The organism is Paenibacillus sp. BJ-4 (assembly GCF_020404765.1).
Lineage (GTDB): Bacteria > Bacillota > Bacilli > Paenibacillales > Paenibacillaceae > Paenibacillus.
The window spans coordinates 69,065-92,667 of record NZ_JAIVEM010000190.1 but is presented as its reverse complement, the minus strand read 5'-3'; the positions used below and the strand labels follow the sequence as shown (position 1 = coordinate 92,667).

General features: G+C 46.1%; 20 protein-coding genes. 18 read left to right on the top strand and 2 right to left on the bottom strand.

The window, feature by feature from the left end:
• Nucleotides 1–162 precede the first annotated feature (162 nt).
• The 12 genes from LCF57_RS27410 to citG all read left to right on the top strand — a co-directional run bounded on the left by LCF57_RS27410 (nt 163) and on the right by citG (nt 15,792).
• Complete coding sequence (locus LCF57_RS27410) at nt 163–1,461, top strand: NCS2 family permease (RefSeq protein WP_226003488.1); 1,299 nt, start codon at nt 163–165, stop codon at nt 1,459–1,461.
• Nucleotides 1,462–1,559: 98 nt separating this feature from the next.
• Nucleotides 1,560–3,377 (top strand): ABC transporter ATP-binding protein, encoded by a 1,818-nt coding sequence (locus LCF57_RS27405; protein ID WP_226003487.1) that lies wholly within the window; start codon nt 1,560–1,562, stop codon nt 3,375–3,377.
• Between the two features lie 687 nt (nt 3,378–4,064).
• Complete coding sequence (locus LCF57_RS27400; protein WP_226003486.1) at nt 4,065–4,763, top strand: response regulator transcription factor; 699 nt, start codon at nt 4,065–4,067, stop codon at nt 4,761–4,763.
• A 577-nt stretch (nt 4,764–5,340) separates the two neighbouring features.
• Nucleotides 5,341–6,690, top strand: coding sequence for a 2-hydroxycarboxylate transporter family protein (locus LCF57_RS27395; protein WP_226003485.1), 1,350 nt, complete (start codon nt 5,341–5,343; stop codon nt 6,688–6,690).
• 189 nt (nt 6,691–6,879) lie between these two features.
• Nucleotides 6,880–9,123, top strand: coding sequence for an ATP-binding protein (locus LCF57_RS27390; protein WP_226003484.1), 2,244 nt, complete (start codon nt 6,880–6,882; stop codon nt 9,121–9,123).
• 45 nt (nt 9,124–9,168) lie between these two features.
• On the top strand, nt 9,169–9,462 hold the full coding sequence (gene citD / locus LCF57_RS27385; protein WP_160789916.1) for a citrate lyase acyl carrier protein: 294 nt from the start codon (nt 9,169–9,171) through the stop codon (nt 9,460–9,462).
• Nucleotides 9,463–10,344, top strand: coding sequence for a citrate (pro-3S)-lyase subunit beta (gene citE, locus LCF57_RS27380; protein WP_226003483.1), 882 nt, complete (start codon nt 9,463–9,465; stop codon nt 10,342–10,344).
• Between the two features lie 10 nt (nt 10,345–10,354).
• Nucleotides 10,355–11,914 carry a citrate lyase subunit alpha gene (gene citF / locus LCF57_RS27375; protein ID WP_226003500.1) on the top strand — a complete coding sequence of 520 codons (1,560 nt, stop codon included), beginning with the start codon at nt 10,355–10,357 and terminating at the stop codon, nt 11,912–11,914.
• 54 nt (nt 11,915–11,968) lie between these two features.
• On the top strand, nt 11,969–13,141 hold the full coding sequence (locus LCF57_RS27370; RefSeq protein WP_226003482.1) for an NADP-dependent malic enzyme: 1,173 nt from the start codon (nt 11,969–11,971) through the stop codon (nt 13,139–13,141).
• A 128-nt stretch (nt 13,142–13,269) separates the two neighbouring features.
• Nucleotides 13,270–14,301: a [citrate (pro-3S)-lyase] ligase gene (gene citC / locus LCF57_RS27365; RefSeq protein ID WP_226003481.1), complete on the top strand. Its 1,032-nt coding sequence runs from the start codon at nt 13,270–13,272 to the stop codon at nt 14,299–14,301.
• 1 nt (nt 14,302) lies between these two features.
• Nucleotides 14,303–14,845, top strand: coding sequence for a citrate lyase holo-[acyl-carrier protein] synthase (gene citX, locus LCF57_RS27360; protein ID WP_226003480.1), 543 nt, complete (start codon nt 14,303–14,305; stop codon nt 14,843–14,845).
• Between the two features lie 47 nt (nt 14,846–14,892).
• Nucleotides 14,893–15,792: a triphosphoribosyl-dephospho-CoA synthase CitG gene (gene citG / locus LCF57_RS27355; protein WP_226003479.1), complete on the top strand. Its 900-nt coding sequence runs from the start codon at nt 14,893–14,895 to the stop codon at nt 15,790–15,792.
• Nucleotides 15,793–15,824: 32 nt separating this feature from the next.
• Here citG and LCF57_RS27810 read toward each other — a convergent pair whose 3' ends face one another.
• Nucleotides 15,825–15,953, bottom strand: a complete 129-nt coding sequence (locus tag LCF57_RS27810; RefSeq protein WP_264083842.1) for a hypothetical protein — start codon at nt 15,951–15,953, stop codon at nt 15,825–15,827.
• A 167-nt stretch (nt 15,954–16,120) separates the two neighbouring features.
• Here LCF57_RS27810 and LCF57_RS27350 point away from each other — a divergent pair, with 167 nt between their 5' ends.
• From LCF57_RS27350 to crcB (LCF57_RS27335), 4 genes are all read left to right on the top strand, one after another.
• Nucleotides 16,121–18,262 (top strand): HelD family protein, encoded by a 2,142-nt coding sequence (locus LCF57_RS27350; protein WP_226003478.1) that lies wholly within the window; start codon nt 16,121–16,123, stop codon nt 18,260–18,262.
• 265 nt (nt 18,263–18,527) lie between these two features.
• Entirely contained in the window at nt 18,528–19,838 is a 1,311-nt protein-coding gene (locus tag LCF57_RS27345) for a replication-associated recombination protein A (protein ID WP_226003499.1), read from the top strand.
• 85 nt (nt 19,839–19,923) lie between these two features.
• Nucleotides 19,924–20,325: a fluoride efflux transporter CrcB gene (gene crcB, locus LCF57_RS27340; RefSeq protein ID WP_226003477.1), complete on the top strand. Its 402-nt coding sequence runs from the start codon at nt 19,924–19,926 to the stop codon at nt 20,323–20,325.
• Nucleotides 20,322–20,678, top strand: coding sequence for a fluoride efflux transporter CrcB (gene crcB / locus LCF57_RS27335; protein ID WP_226003476.1), 357 nt, complete (start codon nt 20,322–20,324; stop codon nt 20,676–20,678). Before crcB (LCF57_RS27340) ends, crcB (LCF57_RS27335) begins: the two co-directional genes overlap by 4 nt.
• Nucleotides 20,679–20,823: 145 nt before the next feature.
• Here crcB (LCF57_RS27335) and LCF57_RS27330 read toward each other — a convergent pair whose 3' ends face one another.
• Nucleotides 20,824–21,654: a PPK2 family polyphosphate kinase gene (locus tag LCF57_RS27330; protein WP_226003475.1), complete on the bottom strand. Its 831-nt coding sequence runs from the start codon at nt 21,652–21,654 to the stop codon at nt 20,824–20,826.
• 384 nt (nt 21,655–22,038) lie between these two features.
• On the opposite strand from LCF57_RS27330, the gene LCF57_RS27325 reads away from it, so the two are divergent.
• Nucleotides 22,039–23,085 carry a WXG100 family type VII secretion target gene (locus LCF57_RS27325; RefSeq protein ID WP_413232240.1) on the top strand — a complete coding sequence of 349 codons (1,047 nt, stop codon included), beginning with the start codon at nt 22,039–22,041 and terminating at the stop codon, nt 23,083–23,085.
• A gap of 11 nt (nt 23,086–23,096) precedes the next feature.
• Complete coding sequence (locus tag LCF57_RS27320) at nt 23,097–23,318, top strand: hypothetical protein (RefSeq protein WP_226003473.1); 222 nt, start codon at nt 23,097–23,099, stop codon at nt 23,316–23,318.
• The last annotated feature ends 285 nt before the right edge of the window (nt 23,319–23,603 follow it).

Genomic DNA, 23,603 nt, shown 5'->3' with positions numbered 1-23,603 from the left:
CATGGCTGTATACTTGTATATTTTGTAGCAGTATGAATTTACTTTAAGACCTGTAGTTCTGTGCGTCACATTCATTGTGTCACAGTCGACTGCAGCTCTTTTTGTTTTGAAAAAGTGCAGCTTGCTGCAACTAGATTGGACAACTTGCTGGAGGGTTTTGCTATGAAGGATGGACTATGGTCCAGAAGTCTCGGTTTCAAAGCCGAGCATCATTGGAAAAAGGAATTGGCCGCCGGTGCCATTTCTTATTTTTCCGTTGTATATATTGTAATGGTCAATGCGACCATTTTGGCAGATGCCGGGATTCCCCTGCAAGGGGCGATGCTCGGGACACTGCTCACGTCCATTATCGGCTGTCTGCTGATGGCTTTTGGTGGAAAATCTCCTATGGTCGTTGTGCCAGGGATGGGGATTAATGCGTTTTTCACTTATACGCTCGTACATTCGATGAAGCTGAGCTGGCAGGAAGCGTTGATGGTGGTCACCGTCACAGGGCTTTTGTTCGCCGTTGTAGCATTTACATCTTTGTACAAGCTGATTAGCCAGGCAATACCCCATAATTTACAGCACGGAATTACGGTAGGAATTGGCTTGTTTTTAACCTTTATTGGATTGCAAAAAAGCGGTATCGTGATTGCTCATCAAACGACCTTTGTGGCCATCGGTCATTTTAATGACCCTAAGGTGATCACGGCTTGTGTAACGTTGCTGCTCGCTATTGTATTGTTTGTCCGTAACGTTCAGGGAGGGCTGCTGATCAGTATTTTGGCGGGAACGGGGCTGGCTTACGTGCTGGGAGCTGTAGAGCCGACAAGTACGGTGCGAACGTCTGAAACCGTGCGGCAGTATGGGCAGTTGTTTGGAGAGCTGTCCTTTTCAGGTATCGCTTCGGTAGCCTTCTGGATCGCTGTTTTTCTCCTGCTGCTTATTGTGCTATTTGAGAATATTGGTATGATTACTGCGCAGACCAACATGATTGGAAGACCGGACACTTTTAAGAATAGCCTGCGTGTATTGGCGGTGACCAATATTTTTGCCGGTATTTTAGGCAGCAGTCCGGCAGTAGCTGCGGCAGAATCGACAGCGGGTATTGCAGCAGGGGGACGTTCGGGCGTAACACCGCTAGTAACTGCTATATTATTCGGGGCCACGTTCTTCTGCATTCCGCTGCTGGCTTATATTCCTGATAGCGCTATTGCCCCCGTGTTAATCATTATTGGCGGGCTGATGGTGCAAAATGTGCGTGAGATGGATTTTAGCGATTTTACCGAGGCCTTTCCGGCATTTCTGATCATGGTGATGATGCCCTTTACTTACAGCATTGTAGACGGGATGGCATTTGGTTTTATTGCATACCCTGTTGCCAAGCTGGCAGCAGGACGAGGCAAGGAAGTGCCTGTCGCTCTGTATATCATTTCTGCACTGTTTGTAGCTAACTTTGTGCTTCATTCTCTGGTGTAGTAAAATCGAAGATAGGATGTATTTTTCATACCCGCGCAGAGCGCGGGTGTTGTTGTTTGGACAAGAATGGTCAGAATCGGAAGCGAGGTTAAGGGTTTATGGAAAATGAGCATCATTTACAGCAAGATGAACAACAGGACTGGAAGCAGAAAAAGCCAACTAAAAGACCCAATAAGGCCGGCATGGGTCGGTTCATCAAATTAATTGCGAGTGCACATCCACCCAAAGCCATTCTCACTATTGCCATGATCCTGACTCTGGTTCAGACGATTGCCGGTTTAATTGTACCGCTGATGACCAAGGGACTGATCGACGGTTTGACCTTTTCTTCACTGAATCGTATGGTCATTTTGGGTTTGCTTGGCGCTTTTGTGCTTCAAGCTGTAGCTTCGGCGGTTTCTATCTATATGCTGAATTATGCCGGACACAAAATTGTGGCTAATTTGCGCAAACGCTTATGGCATAAAATTTTGTCTCTCCCTATCCCGTACTTTGACCGGAATAGGTCAGGAGATACGATGAGTCGTGTCACCAATGATACAAGCCTGATTATGAACCTTATTACGGAGTATCTTGTCAACCTGATTTCTAATGTGATTGCAATTATTGGCGGTATTGCGTTGTTATTTTATCTGGATTGGGTTATGACGCTCATTATTATGACGATTGTTCCGCTAACAGCTCTTATTTTGTTTCCGGTAGGGCGGAAAATGTATCGTATCTCCAAAAAGCAGCAGGACGAGATGGCAGATCTGACCTCAGTGCTGAGTCAGGTTATTGGTGAAATTAGGCTGGTGAAGGCTTATGGAACAGAAAGCAGAGAAGCAGAGGCCGGGGAGGATCGCATCTTCCGGATGTTCCGCTTTGGTCTACAGGAATCCCGTATTTTGGCTCTTGTAGGGCCTATTTCTACCTTTCTGCTAACTGCAGTACTGGTCATTATTTTGGGTGTAGGTGGCGTACGAGTGGCATCGGGCATGCTGACTGCCGGGGATTTGGTGGCTTTTATTTTGCTGCTGTTTCAGGTGATTACACCGATGGCACAATTCACGACCCTGTATTCACGTTTGCAAAAGGTGGTTGGAGCTACTGAGCGGATTCAGACTATTTTGGATCATGAAGAGGAGCCATTGGAATTGAAGCTGGAAGCGGCAAAAGAGAGCAGGGATATTGTGCTGCATGATGTTGCTTTTTCCTATACCGAAGGTGAAGAGGTTCTTCATCACGCAAATTTGGTCATTCCAGCTAACCGTACGACAGCGTTTGTAGGTCCGAGCGGAAGCGGTAAATCCACCCTGTTTTCATTGTTGGAGCGCTTTTATGTACCAAATACCGGGGAAATCTGTTATGGAGATGAACCGATATCGTCATATACATTATCCTCCTGGCGTTCCAAAATCGGCTATGTGTCGCAGGAAAGCTCAATGATGACCGGAACGGTCAGAGATAATATCACGTATGGCTTGGGACGGGAAGCTGATTTGGAAGAGGTAAGACAGGCAGCCAGGATGGCATATGCGGACACGTTTATTATGGATTTGCCTCAAGGCTATGATACTGAGGTAGGGGAACGTGGGATGAAGCTGTCCGGCGGGCAGCGCCAACGGATTGCCATTGCGCGTGCGCTTCTTCGCAGCCCCGACATTCTCATGCTGGATGAGGCTACCTCCAGCTTGGACAGCTCATCCGAACATGAAGTGCAAAAGGCGCTGGCGAACTTGATGGAGGGACGAACGACGATTGTTATCGCTCACCGTTTGTCTACGGTCGTTCACTCCGATCAGATTATCGTGTTGGACAAGGGCAGGGTGACAGGTGCAGGAACTCATGCCGAGTTAATAGAGTCCCATCAGGTATACCGCGAGCTGGCCCAAAAGCAGTTTGTGGAGATGGGGGAAAGGAGTATGGAGCATTAGAGGCCGCTTCGCGTGTGATTTGATCCTCCGATCACTGTTGCCTCTGAATTCCTCTGATTGTAATAAGAGCAGAAGGTTGGAATTCAGAGGCAAAGGCGAACGCTCCGCTTCTTCGGATTCAAATCACTCGCTTCGCTGACGCTTCAAAAGTCCATACATAGGATGAAAACAGGCGGAGATGTTCCACTCACGACAGCAAGTGGGCGGAATTGGTTTTTCCAAAATATTGACGAAAAGGTTTTATAAAGACATTCAACAAGGAATTAGGGATTTTTTGGAGATGTATGACATACAACATATAGAGTTGGCCCAAATGATGCTAGACTAAAAGGTGGACACCGAGAAGCGAGAATAAAATCATCCTTCAAGCTGTCGCCCAAGTGGAGAGAGAGTTGGGCATTTTCGCAAGCACGCTGTATCGTGGGATTGCCAAATACCATTTTTCTTCCCTCACCACATGTATCTTACGGATTATAAAGTGCGCTTACCCGACGAGTGCGTAGCAACTGTAGCCAAGGTACGTGTCTTGATCGAGTCTGCACACAATGGCTATACTTGAAGTATCATAGGTGTTTCGAGCCGTAGGGGCGTTTTTTTGGGGGGGGCATTGCTCCCATTTTTTTGTTTTTTTTGTATTGTTAAAAAGGGTTTTCGTAGGAAGAATTTTAGAAAGGAATGGGGTCAAGAATGAGCAAACCGAGAGTATTGGTTGTTGACGATGAAATCGCTATCAGAAAATTGATTAAAACGGTTCTTGAAGGCGATGGAATGGTTGTGCTTCAGGCTGAAAACGGCATGGAAGCCATGCGGATGATTAGCGAGGAGCCATTCGATCTCGTCCTCCTGGACATTATGATGGAAAATATTGATGGCTATGATGTGCTTGGTCAAACGCGTAATATGGGCATCCATACGCCAATCATTTTTCTGAGCGGAAAAAAAGAAGACACAGATCAGATCATTGGACTTGGACTTGGGGCAGATGCCTATATTACCAAGCCATTTAGTCCTCCTGTGCTTTGTGCTCAGGTAAAGAACCAGATTAAAAGATATCGCCAGCTTCAGGAATCAAAACAACAAGCCTTACACATTGCGTTGGGACCATTTCTATTCAATCATCATACCTATACGTTTCAAAAAAATAATCAGGAAATCGCGTTGTCATCAAAAGAATTACAACTCATGAAATTTTTTATGGAGAACCCCAATCAGGTCTTCTCGAAAGAACAGCTATATCAAAACATCTGGAAAGATACGGTTGTCGATAATAATACGATTATGGTCTATATCAGACACCTGCGGACCAAAATTGAAGAAAATCCCACGAATCCGAAATATATCAAAACCGTCTGGGGAATCGGATATCGTTTTTCAGTTGAAAGATAGATTAACAATATACTTCTATTCAATTGTATACGTTCTCTTGAAAGCACGCCGATGGACTCGGGGGGCTTTTTTTCTACGGCTGATTATTTCTCTAGCCATCCTTAATTTGGTAATAAAAGAGAATACATAACTTTAGAGGGCGGTATCACAAGACCGCAAACTTAAAACTGGACACAAAATCCCTCGCACAAATAATGACCATGAACATTTTTTAGTCAAAATAGGACGATGCACCGACGAACCACGGGACGCCGCAGTGGGAACGAACATATTCTCCGCTGCGGTGAGTTTGTCGTGCTCGTCAAGATCCTTTGGCCTACCTCAAATACGTTGAAAAAAAGCTGTATTAGTAAATGAGTCAACCATAGTTTTTTTCTTGAAAACGCTGACATAATTTTGTCGCATGATTCTTAAAAACATTTAAGAATTAATCAGGATACTTTAAGATTTGCTTTTTACAATATAGTTATCTCGAATCATCCAATGAGTGAAAGCGTTCTACTACAAATCTTGTAAATACCTGGGCCAGCGATTGATTCGAGAATAAAACGCAGATTGATCTCAAGGAGGCGATCAAGTGGTCACTAATAATCTACAAGAAGCCGCAGAGCTTAAGCTACAGCCACGAACAGAGTCCAAATGGCAAAAGGTGTTGAATTACAAGATTGGAGGGGTCATTCCTGTAGGCCTTTACATCCCGTTTATGGCTGTTGTCTACTTGCTGATGAACTCCGGAAAGCTCGGTAATGATATGCCCGGGGCTGTATCTGTCATGGTATTGTATGGCTTTATTCTGGCGGAAATTGGAAAGCGCATCCCTATTCTAAAGGATATTGGAGGCGCTGCAATTATGGCAACGTTTGTTCCTTCTTACATGGTGTATGCTCATCTTCTCCCGCAGTCAGCCATTGATTCCGTTACTGTCTTTATGGATAATACCAATTTCCTGTATGTGTACATCGCAATTGTTATCGCTGGTAGTATCCTTGGTATGAACCGTGAACTCATGATAAAAGCGGTCATTCGATTGGCTGTCCCTTTGACGATCGGATCCATTCTCGGAACAGGCGTCGGTTTGCTTACAGGTGTGGCTTTGGGAATCCCTGCGTATGATACCTTGTTTTACATCCTTGTTCCTATCATGGCGGGAGGCGTTGGTGAAGGTGCGATTCCACTATCTATCGGCTACAGCCAAATTTTAGGTTCGACCCAAGGTGAACAATTTGCCATGGTTATTCCTGCGGTCATGTTGGGTAGCTTGTGTGCTATTATCCTGGCGGGCTTGTTGAAACAACTGGGAGATAGAAAACCAGAACTTACCGGTAACGGCACGCTCCTCAAAACAGGGGATAGCGATGTTTTGGGACTTGCAGAGGATAAAAACAAAAAACCGCTTGATCTTTACCAAATGGCTGCCGGAGCAATTTTAGCTATCGGATTCTTCATGGTAGGTATCTTAGCCGCTGAGTTTATTGGTCTGCCTGGTCCGATCGTAATGCTCTTTGCGGCATTCCTGGCTAAATATTTTGGTTGGTTGCCAAAATTCCTTGAAGACGGAGCGCAACAGATGCAGCGTTTCTTTGTTATCGCCGTAACGTACCCGCTCCTGCTTGCGGTAGGTGTTGCTAAAACACCATGGGAGGCACTAATTTCTGTAATTAGCCCTGCTTATTTCATCACCATTTTTGTAACTGTATTAACCGTGGTTGTGGGTGGATATTTTGCTGGTAAGTGGATGAAAATGTATCCGGTTGAAGCTGCGATTATTACTTCTACTCGATGCAGCCAAGGTGGAACAGGGGATGTTGCGATTCTTTCCGCAGCCGATAGAATGGGACTCATGCCATTTGCCCAGGTATCCACACGTCTCGGTGGTGCAGCAACGGTAACACTTGCTATTTTCCTGCTGCGATACCTTACACACTAAGATAGTGAAATCTTAAAAAAAATTAATAATTTGACAGGATACTTTAAGATCTTGTCATTACAATGAAGTTGTCTTGAGACACCATTTAGTAGACGAACGTGAATAACTGATATAATCGGAAGCGAATTAGCCCTAGCACTGGGGCTAGGGACTGATGGGCTACTAGCTCGATGGAGATGGTAAAACAGGATGAGATTTCAACGAGAGATACTGTTTCATTATCGAAGCCATTTTTCATTCATCATTATGCTAGCGCTTCCGATTTCTTTTCTAGTTCTGCTGTGGATGGCCTACGGCTCGTATATGGACGGAGAACGTACCGTAATTGAGCAGCAGCAGCAGCAATTGCTAACGATTGCCAAATTAAACAGCACGTCTATTGAATCCTTTTTCGACGAACAAATGCACACGCTGCAAATATTGACGGACAACCGACAGATGTCGCTCGCCATAGCAAATAAGAATGAAGCTGTGATTGACGAAAATCTATCTGCTTATTATGCCGCCAAAAAAGATAGCATCTATCGGATTAGCCAGGTGAACCTGGAGGGGAGAGTGGTACACACTTTTCCCAAGCGCAATCGTACGGATGCGATTAAAGCCTATGAATTAATCAAGGATGATATACAAAGGGTGCTGCGAGAAAAAAAACCGTTCATCGCAAGTGCCAAGCTCGAGAAGCAAGGCAATTATATTGTGCATCTGTTTCAGCCTGTTTATCTCGATGGGAAATTTCAAGGTGCGCTCATCAGTGTGGTAAATCTAAACGCTGTGTATGAGAGGCTACTAAAGCCGATTCGCGTGGGGACCAAGGGTTACATCCATGTCAAGGATCAGCAAGGCTACTATCTCATGCACCCAAGCGAAGAAAATATCGGGTTATCGCTATCAGCGATGAAGGCCAAATACCCGGGGCTTGATTACCACGACCTTGAGAAACTGTTCAAAATGCAGCTTACCCATGAACAAGGCTCAGCTTTTTACCATTCGTACTGGTGGGGTGACGAATTCTATACCAAGACGAAAAAGATCGAAGCATTTTCCCGTGTTCATCTCGGTGACTCGTTTTGGGTGGTGGCCGCCGCCATGAACTACGATGATGTGAGAGAACCGATTGCACAAAATCGAATTAAAACCATTGAGATTTTTTCAATGATCGTCCTGACGTTGGCTTGTGCCGTTTATATCATCATGAGGACGAAGAAAAATAAAGAGGCTCTGGAATACGAGACGAGGTATTTGCGGGAACTGAATAACAAAAACGAGCTATTGAGAAAAAAAGACCTACAATTGCAGCACTCGCAGAAGCTACAGTTGATCGGTACAATATCGGGGGAAATTGCCCATGATTTCAATAATTTGCTAACCCCCATCAAAGGCTATGCAGACATCTTGCTTAGCAGGATAGAACCTACTGAAGAAATTTATGATTACGTCAGTGAGATTTATGATGCTTCCGAGAAAGCAAGATTGATAATCGAGGAAATCCTGCTATTGAGCCGGCTGGAGAGTGGAAAGGTCAAGAAAAACGCTCCGGTCAAAGTTGAAGAGCAGGTCAAAGAGGCACTGGGACTCATAAAATCCTTCCTCTCGCCCAAAGTGAATGCTGTATTCAAAAAACGGGTAGATTCAGCCGTTATTTTTGCAAATAAAGTACAGATTCATCAAGTCATTATGAACCTGTGCAATAATGCCTATCAAGCAATGAAAACAACCGGTGGCGAACTAAAAATCATATTGGATACCATTCCCTTGCAAGAGATAAAAAAAATCCGCGAGAACGTCTTGGAAGTCAGCGATTACGTTACTTTATCTGTCTCGGATACGGGAAGAGGGATGAGTGACGACACCTTGCAGAAAATCTTTGATCCTTTTTTCACAACCAAACCGACAGGAGAGGGTACGGGGCTTGGATTGTATATCGTACAAAGTATTCTCGAAAAACATCAAGGATTTATTACCGTGGATTCGGAGCTGGGCAAGGGTAGTACGTTTACGGTGTATCTGCCGAAAACGGAGTTTGTAGCAAAAGAGACAGAGATAAATAAGAACCCTGTGTTTACTGAACAAAAGCGCATTCTTTTGGTCGATGATAAACAGCGCGTATTGAAAGCGATGAGAAGAGGACTGGAATCGTATGGTTTCCACGTTGAGACAGAATCAGACAGTGTGGAAGCATTGCAGCGGTTCGAAAAGTCCCCAAACCATTACGATCTGGTCATTACGGATCAGGCAATGCCTTATCTGACGGGTACGGAATTAGCTGAACGTATCAAGGTAATCAACCCAAGCATGAAGATCATCCTGATTACCGGTTATGTCGAGGATCATGTGGTGACGTACAAGGAGAGATTGATTATTGATGAATACATGTGTAAGCCTGTAGCAGGTTCAGATATGGCACAAATGATTTATAAGGCTCTGCAATCCTGAAGATGGAGAGCATCTACCATCCAATTGGCAAAAGAGGTGTAGACATTGATTATTCAGCAAGTAGGTATGGCCGGCACACTGGAATCAAGCGATATTACGATTTCCATCGAGCCGAACGGGACAAAAGGTATTGAAATCGAGTTGAAAAGTACCGTAGAGAACCAGTTTGGGAACCAGATTCGCAAAGTGATTCTCGAAACATTACAAGAAATGGGCATTGAACATGCATATGTCCGCGCGAATGATAAAGGCGCACTGGATTGCGCCATTAAGGCTAGAGTAATGACAGCCGTAAGCAGAGTGGTCGAGGGCGACTGCCGACCATGGGAGGCGGAATAGATGCAGAAACTGAGAAGGACCATGTTGTATGTTCCAGGCAATAACCCAGGGATGATCCGGGACGCCCATATCTATGGGGCAGATTCGATTATGATCGACCTTGAGGATTCCGTTTCCCTATACGAAAAAGATGCGGCACGTTTGCTGGTTTACCAGGCCTTAAAAACCTTTGATTTCGGGGGCATCGAGGTGCTGGTCAGGGTAAACCCACTCAATACGCCGTATGGCAGAGACGATTTTGAAGCGATTGTACGAGCGAAGCCAACTGCCATTCGATTGCCGAAAACGGAGACAGCCGATGACGTGATTGAGGCCGATGAATTGATTACCGAAATTGAACAAAAGATCGGCATGGAGCATGGGACAATCAAGCTTTTTGCAGCGGTTGAGAGTGGTAAGGGCGCATTGAATGCGGCGCAAATTGCGGTTGCCAGCAAGCGGCTTATCGGCATCGCCATTGGAGCGGAGGATTTTGTCACCGACCTGAAGACAACGCGCTCGCCAGAAGGCATTGAGCTATTGACAGCACGAAGCCTTATATTATTTGCGGCAAGAGCTGCTGGCATTGCTGCTGTCGATACAGTCTACTCGGATGTAAATAATGAGGAGGGCTTTGCCAACGAGGTGAAGCTGATCAAACAGCTAGGCTTTGATGGCAAATCCATTATTAACCCACGTCAGATCGAGATTGTAAACCGCATCTATACACCAACAGAAACAGAGATCAAAAAATCAAAGCGGATCATTGAGGCCAGTCTCGAAGCGGAGGCAAAAGGCTCAGGTGTGATCAGTCTCGACGGTAAAATGATCGACCGTCCGATTATAGAACGTGCACGTAGAGTACTTGACTTGGCGGAAGCGGCAAAAATAAACGTAGAGTAAGGTGAATGTTATGCTAAACGGTGCTGGGAGAGAAATTCCTCTAGCTATTGAGGGACTTGATGCGATAACTCCCTTTGATCGCAAATCAACTTACGGGCAATTTAAAAATACAGAGCGGTTAAAAGACCGCCAGCAAAACCCTGCCAAAAACAAAATCATGGATTCGATGGAGAAAGCCATTGAAGCTACGGGCCTGCGTAATGGGATGACGATCTCGTTCCACCACCATTTCCGCAACGGGGACTTTATCTTGAATATGGTTATTGATAAAATCGCCAAAATGGGTATTCGTGATCTTGTCCTGGCAGCCAGCTCCTTGACGGATATTCATGCGCCGTTGGTAGAGCATGTGCGAAATGGTGTCATCCGCAGAATCGAGACCAGTGGCCTTAGAGGCGAGCTGGCTCAGGCATATTCCTACGGATTGTTTGATATCCCGGTGACGATTAACTCTCACGGTGGTCGCGCAAGAGCGATTGCATCAGGGGAATGCCCGATTGACGTAGCCTTTTTGGGCGCTCCTTCTTGCGATGCATACGGCAATGCAAACGGAACTTCCAGCGTAAACGAGGCTCCATCGGCATGCGGCTCCCTGGGTTATGCCATGGTAGATGCACAGTATGCGCGCAATGTTGTGATGATCACTGACAATTTGGTCTCCTATCCGAACACTCCATTCGCCATTCCTGAAACCCAGGTAGATTATGTGGTCGTCGTGGATCGCATCGGTGATCAGAAGGGGATTGTCTCAGGGGCTACCCGTTACACGAAGAATCCGAAGGAACTGTTAATTGCCAAAAACGCGGCAGATGTGATTGAAGCATCCGGATATTTCGTGGATGGATTCTCATTACAAACCGGCTCTGGAGGTGCTGCGCTTGCAACTACCAGATTTCTACGGGAAAAAATGCTTGCCGCCAATATCAAAGCAAGCTTTGCGCTGGGGGGTATTACCCAACAAATCGTTGACCTGCATGAAGAAGGTTTGATTGAAAAGCTTTTGGACGTGCAGAGCTTCGACCTGCGTGCCGTAGAATCGCTGAGAAAGAACAAATTCCATCAACAAATTTGTGCGGAATATTATGCAAGCCCTGAAAATATAGGCTGCGCTGCTCACCAACTGGATGTTGTTGTGCTGAGTGCGCTGGAGATTGATCTGAATTTTAATGTGAACGTAATTACTGGGTCCGATGGGGTCATCCGTGGAGCTTCCGGCGGACACTGCGACACGGCGGCAGGCGCTGCAGTATCGATCATCGTCGCTCCGCTGATTCGCGGAAGAATGCCTGCCATTCTTGATCGTGTAAATACCATTATCACACCAGGTCATACGGTTGACGTACTGGTTACCGATCAGGGCATCGCTGTGAACCCTCTCCGCCAAGATCTCCTGGCTAGCTTCAAAGCCGCCAAGCTCCCTGTCTTCACGATCGAAGAGTTGCAAGAGAAGGCTACGCGGATTGTCGGCAAACCAGAGCCGATTCAATGGGAAGATAAAATTGTGGGTGTTATCAAATATCGTGATGGTTCTGTAATTGATGTAATTCGTCAAGTGAAACAAGGACGCTAAAATTATAAACCAAGAGGAGGAAGTATTGAGCAGCTGCTCAGTACAAACAAACTTATGAGTATAAAAGAAGCCGCCTTACAGGCACACCGCGTTAGAAACGGTAAGCTGGAGATTGCAGGAACAGTACCGGTTGTAAGTAAACAGGATTTAGCGATAGCTTATACACCTGGTGTTGCCGAGCCATGCAAGGAAATCGCCAAAGATAAGAGCAAGGCCTATGAATACACGATTAAAGGGAGCACCGTGGCGATTCTGACGAATGGGACAGCAGTGCTGGGTCTGGGGGATATTGGCCCTGAGGCAGGGCTGCCTGTCATTGAGGGCAAGGCCTTGCTGCTCAAAGAATTTGGTGGGGTGAATGCGTACCCTATCTGTATCGACAGCACTGATCCAGACGAGTTTGTGCGCACGGTTGAAGTGATCGCTCCAGGTTTTGGAGGCATTCATCTTGAAGACATCAAGGCGCCAGAATGCTTCTATATTGAAGACAAATTAAAAGAAAAACTGAACATTCCGGTTTATCATGATGATCAGCATGGAACGGCAGTTGCTGTGCTTGCAGGGTTATTTAATGCCTTGAAACTTGTGGGCAAAAAAATGGAGGATGTGCGCATCCTCATCAATGGAGCAGGAGCTTCGGGTATTGCCACCGCCAAGCTATTGCTTGTTGCAGGAGCGAAGCGTATGGTTCTCTGCGATATGAATGGTGCCTTGGTCGAAGGCGACACCTCTCTCAATGAACCTCAGCAGCAAATCGCCAAGCTGACGAATCGTGATAAAGAAACAGGCAGCCTTGCAGAAGTCATCAAAGGCAAGGACATCTTTATCGGCTTATCGGTTGCAGAGGTGATGACAAAAGAAATGGTGCAAACCATGAGCAATGAAAGCATCATTTTTGCACTTGCCAATCCGATTCCAGAAATTTTGCCGGAGGAAGCACACAAAGGCGGAGCAAGAATTGTTGCGACCGGCAGATCGGATTTTCACAACCAAATCAATAACCTGCTGGCATTCCCCGGTATTTTCAGAGGCGCGTTTGATGCCAAAGCCACAGACATCACGATGGAAATGAAATTAGCGGCAGCCAGAAGCATCGCAGATTTGGTAACAGATGAGGAGCTTGATGATACCTATATCGTTCCAGATGCGATTGACAAAAGAGTAAGTGCAGCAGTTAGTAAAGCAGTAAAAATCGTCGCAGAACAAAGCGGTGTTGTAAGAAAATAAAGATATTGTCTTTTCAGAACAAATAAACAGGATGCGCATCCTATCCTTTCGCTTGCAGAGTGTTGGATGCGTCATTCTACTTATTCGGACTTCCATGCAGAAAAACGGTGATCATTATGGCTATGTGGATGGAACATTTGCGTGAAGAGGTTTTAAATCCAACCTCTGAAGACGCTCAAAGAAGGCTTCGCGATTTCCTCAAGCGCCAAGGTCTTAGAATAGACCATCAAATTGAATATACGATGGAAATTGTAGATGGCAGCGACATTGCCGCTACGGGTTCCTTTTCAGGCAGTGTGCTGAAGTGCATTGCTGTGGATGAAGCTTATAAAGACCAGGGGCTATCGGCACAAATCGTTAGCCATTTAGTAAATGAAGAATACAGGCGGGGAAGGGCTCACCTGTTTATTTATACAAAACCAGCAAATAAACAAATTTTCAAGGATCTCGGCTTTTATCCAATCGTGGAGGAATCCTCCAAGGCTGTCTTGTTGGAAAACCGATGGGACGGTGTCAGGCAGTATCAGCAAGAGCTTTTGCAGGAATCGGGCGATCTCGTGCCTTCGGCTGCGATTGTCATGAACTGTAATCCATTCACACTTGGACATCTGCACTTAATCGAGCATGCAGCGGCGGTGTGGGAAAAGGTACATCTTTTTGTAGTCTGGGAGGACCGATCCATTTTTCCATCAGATGCCAGATACAGACTGGTGGAAGAAGGCGTGAGACATTTGGCCAATGTGGTCTTGCACAAAGGCAAAGACTATATCATCTCGGGCGCAACGTTTCCTTCTTACTTCCTCAAAAATGATGAAGAGGCAGCAAGTACGCATATATCACTAGATTTAAAAATATTTAGCCAGTATATAGCTCCGTTGCTAAATATTCAAAAACGGTATATTGGTCAGGAGCCAAGCTGTGACTTGACCCGCAGGTACAACACGATCATGAAAAAATTACTGCCTTCCGTTGGAATCGAGGTAGAGGAAATACCGCGACTGCTATGGGAAGGGGACGCAATCAGCGCCTCTGCGGTCCGCAAATATATCCGTCTGGGTCAAATGGATAAAGTGAAGCAGCTTGTACCGGACACGACCTATCAGTTTCTATTGTCAGTGGAAGCTGGAGAAATCATCAGGCGTATCAGGGAGATGTCATAACATGTATTCGTATGAGGTGACCCTTGAAGAAATGCTACAGGCACGCGAAAACCGGGCAGATAGACAAAGACAACTGATCAGCAGGTACGCGGTACCTCTAATCAGCATGACGATCAATATCCCAGGACCACAGAAGTCCTCTCCAACTAGTAAATACGTTTTCCATGAAGGCTATCGTATCTTGATGAGTCAGCTGGCGGTGAACCAAATGACACCGCTGCACAGTGAAGCGTATGATCTGCTAACAGGCCCAGAAGCATATGTTGCCGTTCAGGCAGACGCGCGAATATTGAAAAAGTTGGTCATTGCGATTGAAGATGGGCATCCACTAGGAAGATTACTGGATCTGGATGTGATTGGACCCCATGGAGGGGCAATCTCCAGAGATGAACTTGGCTTGGGCAAGCGAAAATGTCTCATGTGCGAGCAGGCTGCGCATGGTTGTGGACGGAGTAGAGCACATGCACTTCCCGAATTGCTGGAAGCTATCAAAGCACTGGTGGACAGTTACACGCGAAAGCATCAAGTAGTCAAACGAGCATGATCGTTCATCATCATTAAAAAATCCAGGGAAGAAGGTTGTTAGTATGTATGATTACAATAAGCTTATTATGTGAAAGCCTTGGTCAACAAGCTGTCCTTGCGCTGTTAACAGAGGTCTCCGCCAGTCCAAAGCCGGGACTGGTAGATCGGTTTAATCGTGGTGCTCACAAGGATATGGACTTCTTTACGTTTATGTCTAGTGCGGCCGCACTTTCTGGCTATTTTGAAAGATGTGCAAAGGCAGGAGGTTCCTTTCATGGAGAGGATCTTCGTATACTATTTACGAATCTGCGTCCCTTGGGGCAGGAAGCCGAAAAGGCTATGTTTGCCGCAACAGGCGGGGTGAACACACATAAAGGTCTTATTTTTTCGTTAGGAATTATTTGTGCAGCTGCTGCGTATTGTTGCACGACACGAGCAGCTGCCAGCAGGCTGGATGAACAAATTATTTGTGAGACCATTGCTCAGATGACCAAAGGTTTATGTGCGAGTGAGCTTGCATCCCTGAAAAAATCAACAGGCTTAACGGTCGGCGAACGGTTGTATAAAGAGTGGGGAATGACGGGGATTCGTGGTGAGGTGGAAGCAGGCTTTCCCACCGTGCGAGAGTATGCTCTGCCCGTCTATCGTGAGTTGAAGTCATCGCAACGATACCATGTGAATGATATCTGTGTTCAAACCCTGTTACAACTGATGGTTGTCAACGAAGATACGAATGTTGTTGGCAGACACGATAGGGAGATGCTAACCTATGTCCAGCAATATGCCAAGCAGGTGCTAGAGGCGGGCGGTATCTTGTCAGAGAGAGGTGTCGCCATGATTCATCAAATGAACGATGATTTTGTACAAAAAAATGTTAGTCCTGGTGGCTCCGCTGATTTACTGGCAGTCACAATCATGTTGGAATATTTGTGTAGTGATATGTTCCCCTTGCAACAGACAGGTTAATTCGTAAAACCTACTGCTGTAAGGGGCGTTTTTTATATCAAAGCAACCATATCGTTCACCAGAGAAGTATGCAATCTTCGCTGAACTGGAGAATGGGCAATTTTCGGATTCAAATCACCCGCTCTGCTGCTTCGGCAAAGCTCCATATCTGAATAATCCATTAGTTTGTGCTTTAATAAGAGGTCTTTCTTATATGAAAGCAGGCGTATTTAAGAAAATAAGATTGGATTTTTGTGGTTAAATGTGTTACGCTTACTTTCCTTTTTTTGTGTCGGAGCAAGTGGATGATGCAGAAATCGAGACTTGATATTCTTAGGAGGTAACTGAAATGGAGAATGAGTTTCAAAGTGCCTATCAAGAAGAACAGCACAGGCTGTCGCTTGCTATGGAGGAAATTGATCGGAGATTGGAACGGCTTCGCAATACGCCGATATACACCGGGCATGATTTTACGGAGCAAGTGCTGGAATCCGCGCGGGAGGAAAAACGTCAGGCTTTGGCCAAAAGCGCGCAGGAGCCTTATTTTGGGCGAATGGACTTTGACGAGCGTGGCAGAGGGCAGCGTAAGCCGTTGTACATCGGTAAAGTCGGAGTGGAGCGTGAAGAAACATCGGCGTATCCGCTTGTGATTGATTGGCGTGCGCCGATTGCCAGCTTGTTTTATTCGTTTACAGGTGGTGAAGAAACCGCGTCCTACGAAGCTCCCGAGGGAACCATTGAGGGCTTGGTGTATCTGAAACGCAACGTTGTCATCCGTAAAAGAATTCTGGAACGGGTAGCCGATACATACAATCGTGAAAGCGATGGGCCTGCCGTTTCCGATGAATTTCTCGTTTACCGTTTGGGAGAGAACAAGGATAACCGTTTACGGGATATCGTATCCACCATTCAGGCCGAGCAGGATCAGATCATCCGTGCGGCCAAAAATACAGCCCTCGTTATTCAGGGGGTAGCGGGAAGTGGCAAGACGACGGTAGCGCTGCATCGTCTCGCATTTTTGCTTTATCAATACAAGGATCAAGTGTCGGCGGACAAGATGGTCATTTTCGCGCCGAACCATATGTTTCTCGATTATATTTCAGATGTACTTCCAGAGCTGGGGGTCGGAAATATTCAGCAACGTACATTTGGGGACTGGGCGCTCCATTTGTTGGGGCTGGATTTACCTCTGGCGGACCCTGCCGAAACGTTATCTTATTGGTTTGAGAGCGGCAACCTGCGGACGAAGTCTATGGATGAGGCGCCGGGACGATTCAAAGGTTCGGTTCACTTTATGAAGCTGCTTCAGGCATTTGTGGAGCGGCTAGAGCCTATCTCGGTACCGGAAGGCGATTTTTCACCTTGGGATGGGGCGGTGCTGCCGCGAGCTGAGATTTGGAATTGGTTCAATGAGGAATACAAGCCCTATCCGCTCGCGAAGCGGAAGGAGCGTGTGCTAGCAAGAGTCCATCGCTGGATTGAAATGGAGCTGAAAAAATCGCCTTCGGCGGCTGCACTCAAGGAACGTAAGAAAAAAGCAGGGACACGTGAAAAGGCATATGCTAAAAAATGGCCTCAATACGACGCATTAACGCTTTACAAGCAGCTTTTTCAGGCAGCCAAAGGATTACCCGCAGAAACGGCTACGGAGATGAAGGCCTCATTGCCGGCTGCTATTTTCAAGACTACACAGTCGGATCTACGAAATCAGGTTATCCGCGAAGAGGATTTGACTGCCTTGGTGTATCTCCACGTGCTGATTCATGAGGTAGAATCGTCTCAGCGTTTTGACCATGTGGTCATTGATGAAGCGCAGGATTTTTCGCCTTTTCATATCGCATTGCTGGATTTGTTCGTAAAAGGGCATTCCTTCACGATACTTGGCGATTTGTCGCAGGGGATTCACGAATACCGTGGCGTGCATGCGTGGGAGGAAATGAGTTCTCTTTTTGTACCGGAACATACGGGGTATTTTGCACTTACGCGAAGCTATAGATCAACCCTGGAAATTATAGAATTTGCAAATTCGATTTTGGAGCAGGGAGTTCGTGGCGGCATTACAGCAGTTCCGGTATTTCGTAGTGGCGATCCGGTGCGTACCGTGTCTTATGACACATCGGGGCGTGAACAGCATTTGCTTACCGCTCTCAAAGAGCTGTCCTCCAAGGAATATCGCACCGTATCCGTGCTGACACGTACCTTAAAAGAGGCTGTAGAGCTGCATGAGGTTTTCATAAATGCTGGGCTGGACGTAAATCTGATTGACGGCGGTAAAAAGCAATATGAGGGTGGCTTGTCCGTTCTGCCTGTGTATCTCTCCAAGGGATTGGAGTTCGATGCAGTCATTGTAGCGGATGCTGACCATGAGCATTATGGAGAGCTGGCCTGGGATGCCAAACTGTTGTATGTGGGATGTACCCGTGCGCTTCATGAGCTGTGGCTCATGCATGATGGTGCGCTTCCAAGCTATGTGCAGAAGCAGCCAGAGTAAGGGGAAAACACAGTAGAAAGTCGCTTTCGTCATTATTTAAGCTACTGTTCACCGTTGTGGTCGATATTATAGAAGTACCAGTCTGAGAACAGCCACGGAATTCATCTTTCGTCCAAGGCTGTTCTTTCTTATTGTGTAGGCCATACTTGCGGATATTGTGCCATGACCATGCTATCTGCAACTTATGAGCGGTTATGATAGAATAAAAGGCGGTTCAACCCGTTTTAATGCAATAGAGGACTTGAATTTTAAGGAAGTGAATGAAATGGACTTATTTTCATATTCCCAGGAGTCGACGTCAAGCAATCGGTTGCTTGCGGATCGCCTGCGTCCGACCTCGCTGGATGAATATATTGGACAGGAGCACGTCGTCGGTGCGGGCAAGCTGCTACGAAGAGCTATAGAGGCGGATCAGGTTTCTTCTATTTTGCTGTACGGACCGCCGGGATGCGGCAAAACAACGCTGGCGCATATCATCTCACAGCATACGCAAGGCGATTTCGTCCGTCTGAATGCAGTAGAAGCATCTGTGAAGGACGTAAGGGAAGTCATTGACCGTGCACAAACGAATAAATCGATGTATGGGAAAAAAACCATTCTGTTTCTCGACGAGGTGCACCGTTTTAACAGCTCACGTCAGGATGCACTGCTGCCTGCGGTGGAAAAGGGTACAATCGTGTTTATTGGCGCCACGACCGAAAATCCCTTTCACTACGTGAACGGCGCCTTGATGAGCCGTTCTACGTTGTTTCAGCTTGAATCACTGACCCAGGAGCATTCGCTGGCTGCTATGCGCCGCGCCTTGGGCGATGCGGACAAGGGGCTTGGCTATATGCAGCTTCAGGTAGACGAAGCTGCGCTGGATCACATCGCATCCATGGCGAACGGCGATATCCGCCGCGCCTTGAACGCGCTGGAACTGGCGGCGCTCACGACGCCTCCGCTGGCAGACGGCACGGTTCACGTGACGCTGGAAGTCGCGGAGGAATCCATCCGCCGCCCGATTGTCAAGGCAGATGAGTCCACACAGTACGACGTGCTGTCTGCCTTTCACAAAAGCATTCGCGGCTCCAGCGACGCGGCGCTGTTCTGGTTCCTGTACGCCGTAGAGAAGCTCGGCATGGACCCGATGACCTTTATTCGCCGCCTGATCGCGGCGAGCAGCGAGGACATTGGCTTGGCGAATCCGCAGGCGATGGTGCAGGCAGTGAGTGCGCTTGAGGCCTACCGCAATAACGGTTGGCCCGAGGCCAAGCTGAATATTGCACAGGCTATTTTGTTCGCTGTGGAAAGTCCCAAATCAAATGCCGTATACACGGCGATTTCACGGGCCATGTCGGCTATGGACGATATCAAATCGGCCGAGGTGCCGCTGCATTTGCGCGACGCACACTACAAAGGCTCGGAAAAGCTCGGACATGTTGGCTATCAATACCCTCATAACTTTCCGAACCATTATGTCAAACAGCAATATTTGCCCGATTCGATAGCAGATCAGACCTTTTACCAGGCTACTGAGCAGGGGAATGAGTCAAAAATCAGGCAAAATCAACGGTGGCGGGAATCACAATCGTAGAATATTAAATGCAGACAGATATTCGGCGCGTAAGTGATAGACGATTGAACCATGATTCTGCAAGAGCGAAGAAGGGGATATAAAGATGAAAGACGTGCTATTCGTTGCCGCGGGTGGAGTGCTCGGAACCTCTGCCCGCTATGGCGTGCAATCATTGTTGCCTGCGGCTGGGGCCGATTTCCCACTTGGCGTGCTGCTAATCAATTGGATCGGCTGCCTGTTCCTTGGCTGGTTCTTTACGGTAACCTTGCGCTCATGGCGGATTAAGCCCCGCTTGCGACTTGCCATCGGGACAGGCTTTACAGGTAGCTTCACTACCTTTTCCACCTTTGCAGTTGATGCTGTACGCCTCACGGTTCACGATCGTATGCTGACGGCTGTGTTATACCTGCTGCTTAGTGTGGGCGGCGGTCTGTTTTTGACGTGGACAGGTATCCGTCTGGGTACAAATATGACGGAAGCTGTCCCCAAGGAGGAACGGATATGATCTGGTGGGCGGCGGCAGGTGGGGTTGCGGGTACACTGGCCCGGTACGGGCTTGGCATGTGGGCCGGAAAGAGGTTTGGCACTGCATTTCCGTGGGGAACGTGGCTCATTAACATTAGTGGCTCCTTGCTGCTGGGTTGGTTGTATGGTGAATTTACGCAGCACCATCTGTCTCCTGCACTCTGGATGCTGCTAGGAACAGGCTTTTGTGGCGGCTATACGACCTTTTCGACATTCGGCTATGAATCTCTTCAACTGATGGAGCGTGGGGAATACCGGCGCATGACTGCGTATGTATTGGCTTCTATGGTAATAGGAGTTGTTGCTGCAGTTATCGGTTATAGACTTAGTTAAAACCTTATAAGCCTCCGCATGGAGACTGTAAAAGAAATAAAAGCTTCCAAAACTAGACCGTGGCATGTTCTGCCGAGTAAAGTTTCGGAAGCTTTTTTATGAAGCGTGTGTATAAAAATATGGATTGAGTGCAGCACCTATGAGGTTATTTTTTATCTCGTTCTTTATAAAGCTCAGGCAAAAGGGACTCCAGTTCCGGTCTTGGATCAGGATCGGACAGCTTCATTTCCTCTAGCGTTTGGACGGCAATTCGCAAAACGGTATAATCTCTATACCAACGATTATCCGAAGGAACAACGTACCACGGGGCTTGTTTGGTTGCGCTAAGCTCCAGTACGTCCTCATAGTATTGGGTATATTGCTTCCAAAATTTTCGTTCCTGCAAATCGCTTGGATCAAGCTTCCAGTTTTTGTGAGGCTTCTCGATCCGGTCGATCAGCTTTTCCAACTGGAATTGCTTCGAAATATGTAAAAAGATTTTAACCACCTTTACACCACTATCCAGCAACAGCTGTTCAAAATGCTTGATATGTTTAATATTCCGTTTGGCCTGCTTATCGGATACCTGTCCGTGAACACGCGTAATCAGTACGTCCTCATAATAAGAACGGTTGAATGCTGCAATATATCCACGCCCCGGAGTTACACTGTGGGCACGCCACAGGAAATCATGGCTTAATTCCTCAGTCGTAGGTGATTTAAAGCTATGGACCGTCACCCCCGCTGGATTCAGATTAGAAAATACCTGCTTGATCACGCCATCTTTTCCGCTGCAATCCATGCCCTGAAATACAAACAAAACGGCTTGTTTCTTCTCCGTAAATAATTTACTTTGCAATTCCGCGAAACGTTCCTTCAATTGATTTGTTTCCTGCTGTATTTCTTCTTTATTTTTGATATCCTGCGTATCTTTAGGGTTCCATTCTTTTAAAGAAACTTTTTTACCCGGTGTCAGCATTCCTAATGAATCAGACATAAAGGCACGCTCCTTTTCAATTGAAGTATGATATCTGTCTACATCATATACCCAAATGAGATTGTTATCAAAAAAATTCCTTGTGATCCAAGGTAAAAAGCTTTTAGCCCTCATCCCTAAGCTGTAACATATGGTTGAGGATCAGGATTTAGAAGCGGCAATTGCTATATACTAACTCTTAATACTAACTCTTAATAGCAATATTTATTACTATAGTCTTAGCCATCTCTATTTTATTTCAGTTCATATGTCACATCAATTAAAAGGAAATATCAGGATAATTGATGGATATCCCTAAACATCTCCTTCTGATAAGATTATTTCCATCTAAATTAAAGCGGGCGTGATGGAATGGGCAGAATATTAGTTCCACCTGACAAGCTGATGCAAGTGGCTGACCAGTTCTTGCAGGGTAAACAGCAAATGGGACACATGTGTGATCAACTAAATCGGCAAATGATGTTCGTCCAAGGTGGATGGGACGGATTGACAAGTCAACGCTTCTTCCAAGACTTTCAAAGATCCCAACAATCTATGAGTGTGACGCTTGAACGATTATCTACGGTAGCACAGGAACTCATTTTTATTTCAAAAAGTTTCACACAGATAGATGGAGAAAAGGTCATATTAAATGTGCCGGGGAATGGCCTCCCTGTCCAACAAACAGCATCCAGCGGCGAAGGCTGGCTACATAAAATTTTTGAACAGATCGGACAAGCTGAGATAACTAAGGCTGAAGCCCAGATAGAAGCTAGCAAGCTTCAAGGTGAAATTTTATGGGATACTGCTCAGGGAGCGAAGGGTGCCGTTCAGGAAGATTTAACGTTGGGGATGTTGCCCGATAAAGACCGCGACTATAATCATCCCATGGCAGCTAAAGTAGGCGAAATTCTCGGCCACGTAGCTACGACATTACAGGGGGCTGGTGAGGTAATCGTTGGAGCAGGTGGAGAAGGACTATCCGTTGCTGTTTCATCTACGGGAGTCGGTAGTATAATCGGAATACCGGGATTGATCGGCTCAGCGGCTTTAGTGACACATGGAGGTACAACCGCAGTTAAAAGCGCAAGTGGAATAGGGAGAAGCTCATCGGAACTGTTGCAGATGATAAAGGGAGAAGGTGGAGGTTCATCTAAACAAACACTTACTTCAAACAAAGGAACGCCCATTGATGTTACCCCCTCATCTAATCACACAAGCACGATAACGAATCCGCATCCTGCTAAAGGTGAACCTAACTCATCTGTTGATATTCTGGATAAAAATACAGGCGAGATAAAAACAAGAAGATATTATGATGAGAATGGAAGAGCTATACGAGATGTAGACTATACGAATCATGGAAATTCGAAGCAGCATCCAGAGTGGCCTCATGAACATGTTTTTGAATGGAAAGAAGATGGGACATTTAAAAGAGTTAACAAGAAATAGGAGGGATTGTTTTGGAATACAATGAATTGGTGGAACGTTTTGAAATGGGGGAAGAGTTTCAGTTCCACTATAAAAATGAAGGCTACTGGATTAGCCAGAATGAAGAAGAGTATTTTCTTACTCGTGAAAGAGATAGTTTTACGCAGTCGTTTGAATCAGCAAGGGAGTTGTTTGCTGATGGGAAGATTGACGATAAAACTATTTTAGAATTGTGGGATAACATAGAAATTTGAAAAAAGTATATTGTGAGCTTGCTCCTTTAACGATAAAAAAGGGAGTGAGCTTTTTTATACATCATTCTCTAATATAAGCCATGATCAAATTGTTGTGTTTGGATGCAGGAAAGAGAAGCTTAATGGGCCAAGTCCATCTAAAAGATGTAGTTGATGCAATTGGTGAAGAAGAATAGAGCAGCCTCAAGTAGATTGAAATAATAGCATGAATTATATACATTTCTGATTGTACATACGGGTTAAAACTCACAAATCCTGATTAAAAAAATATTAATATACTATTTA

Excerpts from the sequence above, each read along its gene's own strand:
- LCF57_RS27410 (WP_226003488.1), top strand. The coding sequence starts at position 163 with ATGAAGGATGGACTATGGTCCAGAAGTCTCGGTTTCAAAGCCGAGCAT.
- LCF57_RS27405 (WP_226003487.1), top strand. The coding sequence starts at position 1,560 with ATGGAAAATGAGCATCATTTACAGCAAGATGAACAACAGGACTGGAAG.
- LCF57_RS27400 (WP_226003486.1), top strand. The coding sequence starts at position 4,065 with ATGAGCAAACCGAGAGTATTGGTTGTTGACGATGAAATCGCTATCAGA.
- LCF57_RS27390 (WP_226003484.1), top strand. The coding sequence starts at position 6,880 with ATGAGATTTCAACGAGAGATACTGTTTCATTATCGAAGCCATTTTTCA.
- citE (WP_226003483.1), top strand. The coding sequence starts at position 9,463 with ATGCAGAAACTGAGAAGGACCATGTTGTATGTTCCAGGCAATAACCCA.
- citF (WP_226003500.1), top strand. The coding sequence starts at position 10,355 with ATGCTAAACGGTGCTGGGAGAGAAATTCCTCTAGCTATTGAGGGACTT.
- LCF57_RS27370 (WP_226003482.1), top strand. The coding sequence starts at position 11,969 with ATGAGTATAAAAGAAGCCGCCTTACAGGCACACCGCGTTAGAAACGGT.
- citC (WP_226003481.1), top strand. The coding sequence starts at position 13,270 with ATGGAACATTTGCGTGAAGAGGTTTTAAATCCAACCTCTGAAGACGCT.
- citX (WP_226003480.1), top strand. The coding sequence starts at position 14,303 with ATGTATTCGTATGAGGTGACCCTTGAAGAAATGCTACAGGCACGCGAA.
- citG (WP_226003479.1), top strand. The coding sequence starts at position 14,893 with ATGATTACAATAAGCTTATTATGTGAAAGCCTTGGTCAACAAGCTGTC.
- LCF57_RS27810 (WP_264083842.1), bottom strand. The coding sequence starts at position 15,953 with ATGGATTATTCAGATATGGAGCTTTGCCGAAGCAGCAGAGCGGGTGAT.
- LCF57_RS27350 (WP_226003478.1), top strand. The coding sequence starts at position 16,121 with ATGGAGAATGAGTTTCAAAGTGCCTATCAAGAAGAACAGCACAGGCTG.
- LCF57_RS27345 (WP_226003499.1), top strand. The coding sequence starts at position 18,528 with ATGGACTTATTTTCATATTCCCAGGAGTCGACGTCAAGCAATCGGTTG.
- crcB (WP_226003477.1), top strand. The coding sequence starts at position 19,924 with ATGAAAGACGTGCTATTCGTTGCCGCGGGTGGAGTGCTCGGAACCTCT.
- crcB (WP_226003476.1), top strand. The coding sequence starts at position 20,322 with ATGATCTGGTGGGCGGCGGCAGGTGGGGTTGCGGGTACACTGGCCCGG.
- LCF57_RS27330 (WP_226003475.1), bottom strand. The coding sequence starts at position 21,654 with ATGTCTGATTCATTAGGAATGCTGACACCGGGTAAAAAAGTTTCTTTA.
- LCF57_RS27325 (WP_413232240.1), top strand. The coding sequence starts at position 22,039 with ATGCAAGTGGCTGACCAGTTCTTGCAGGGTAAACAGCAAATGGGACAC.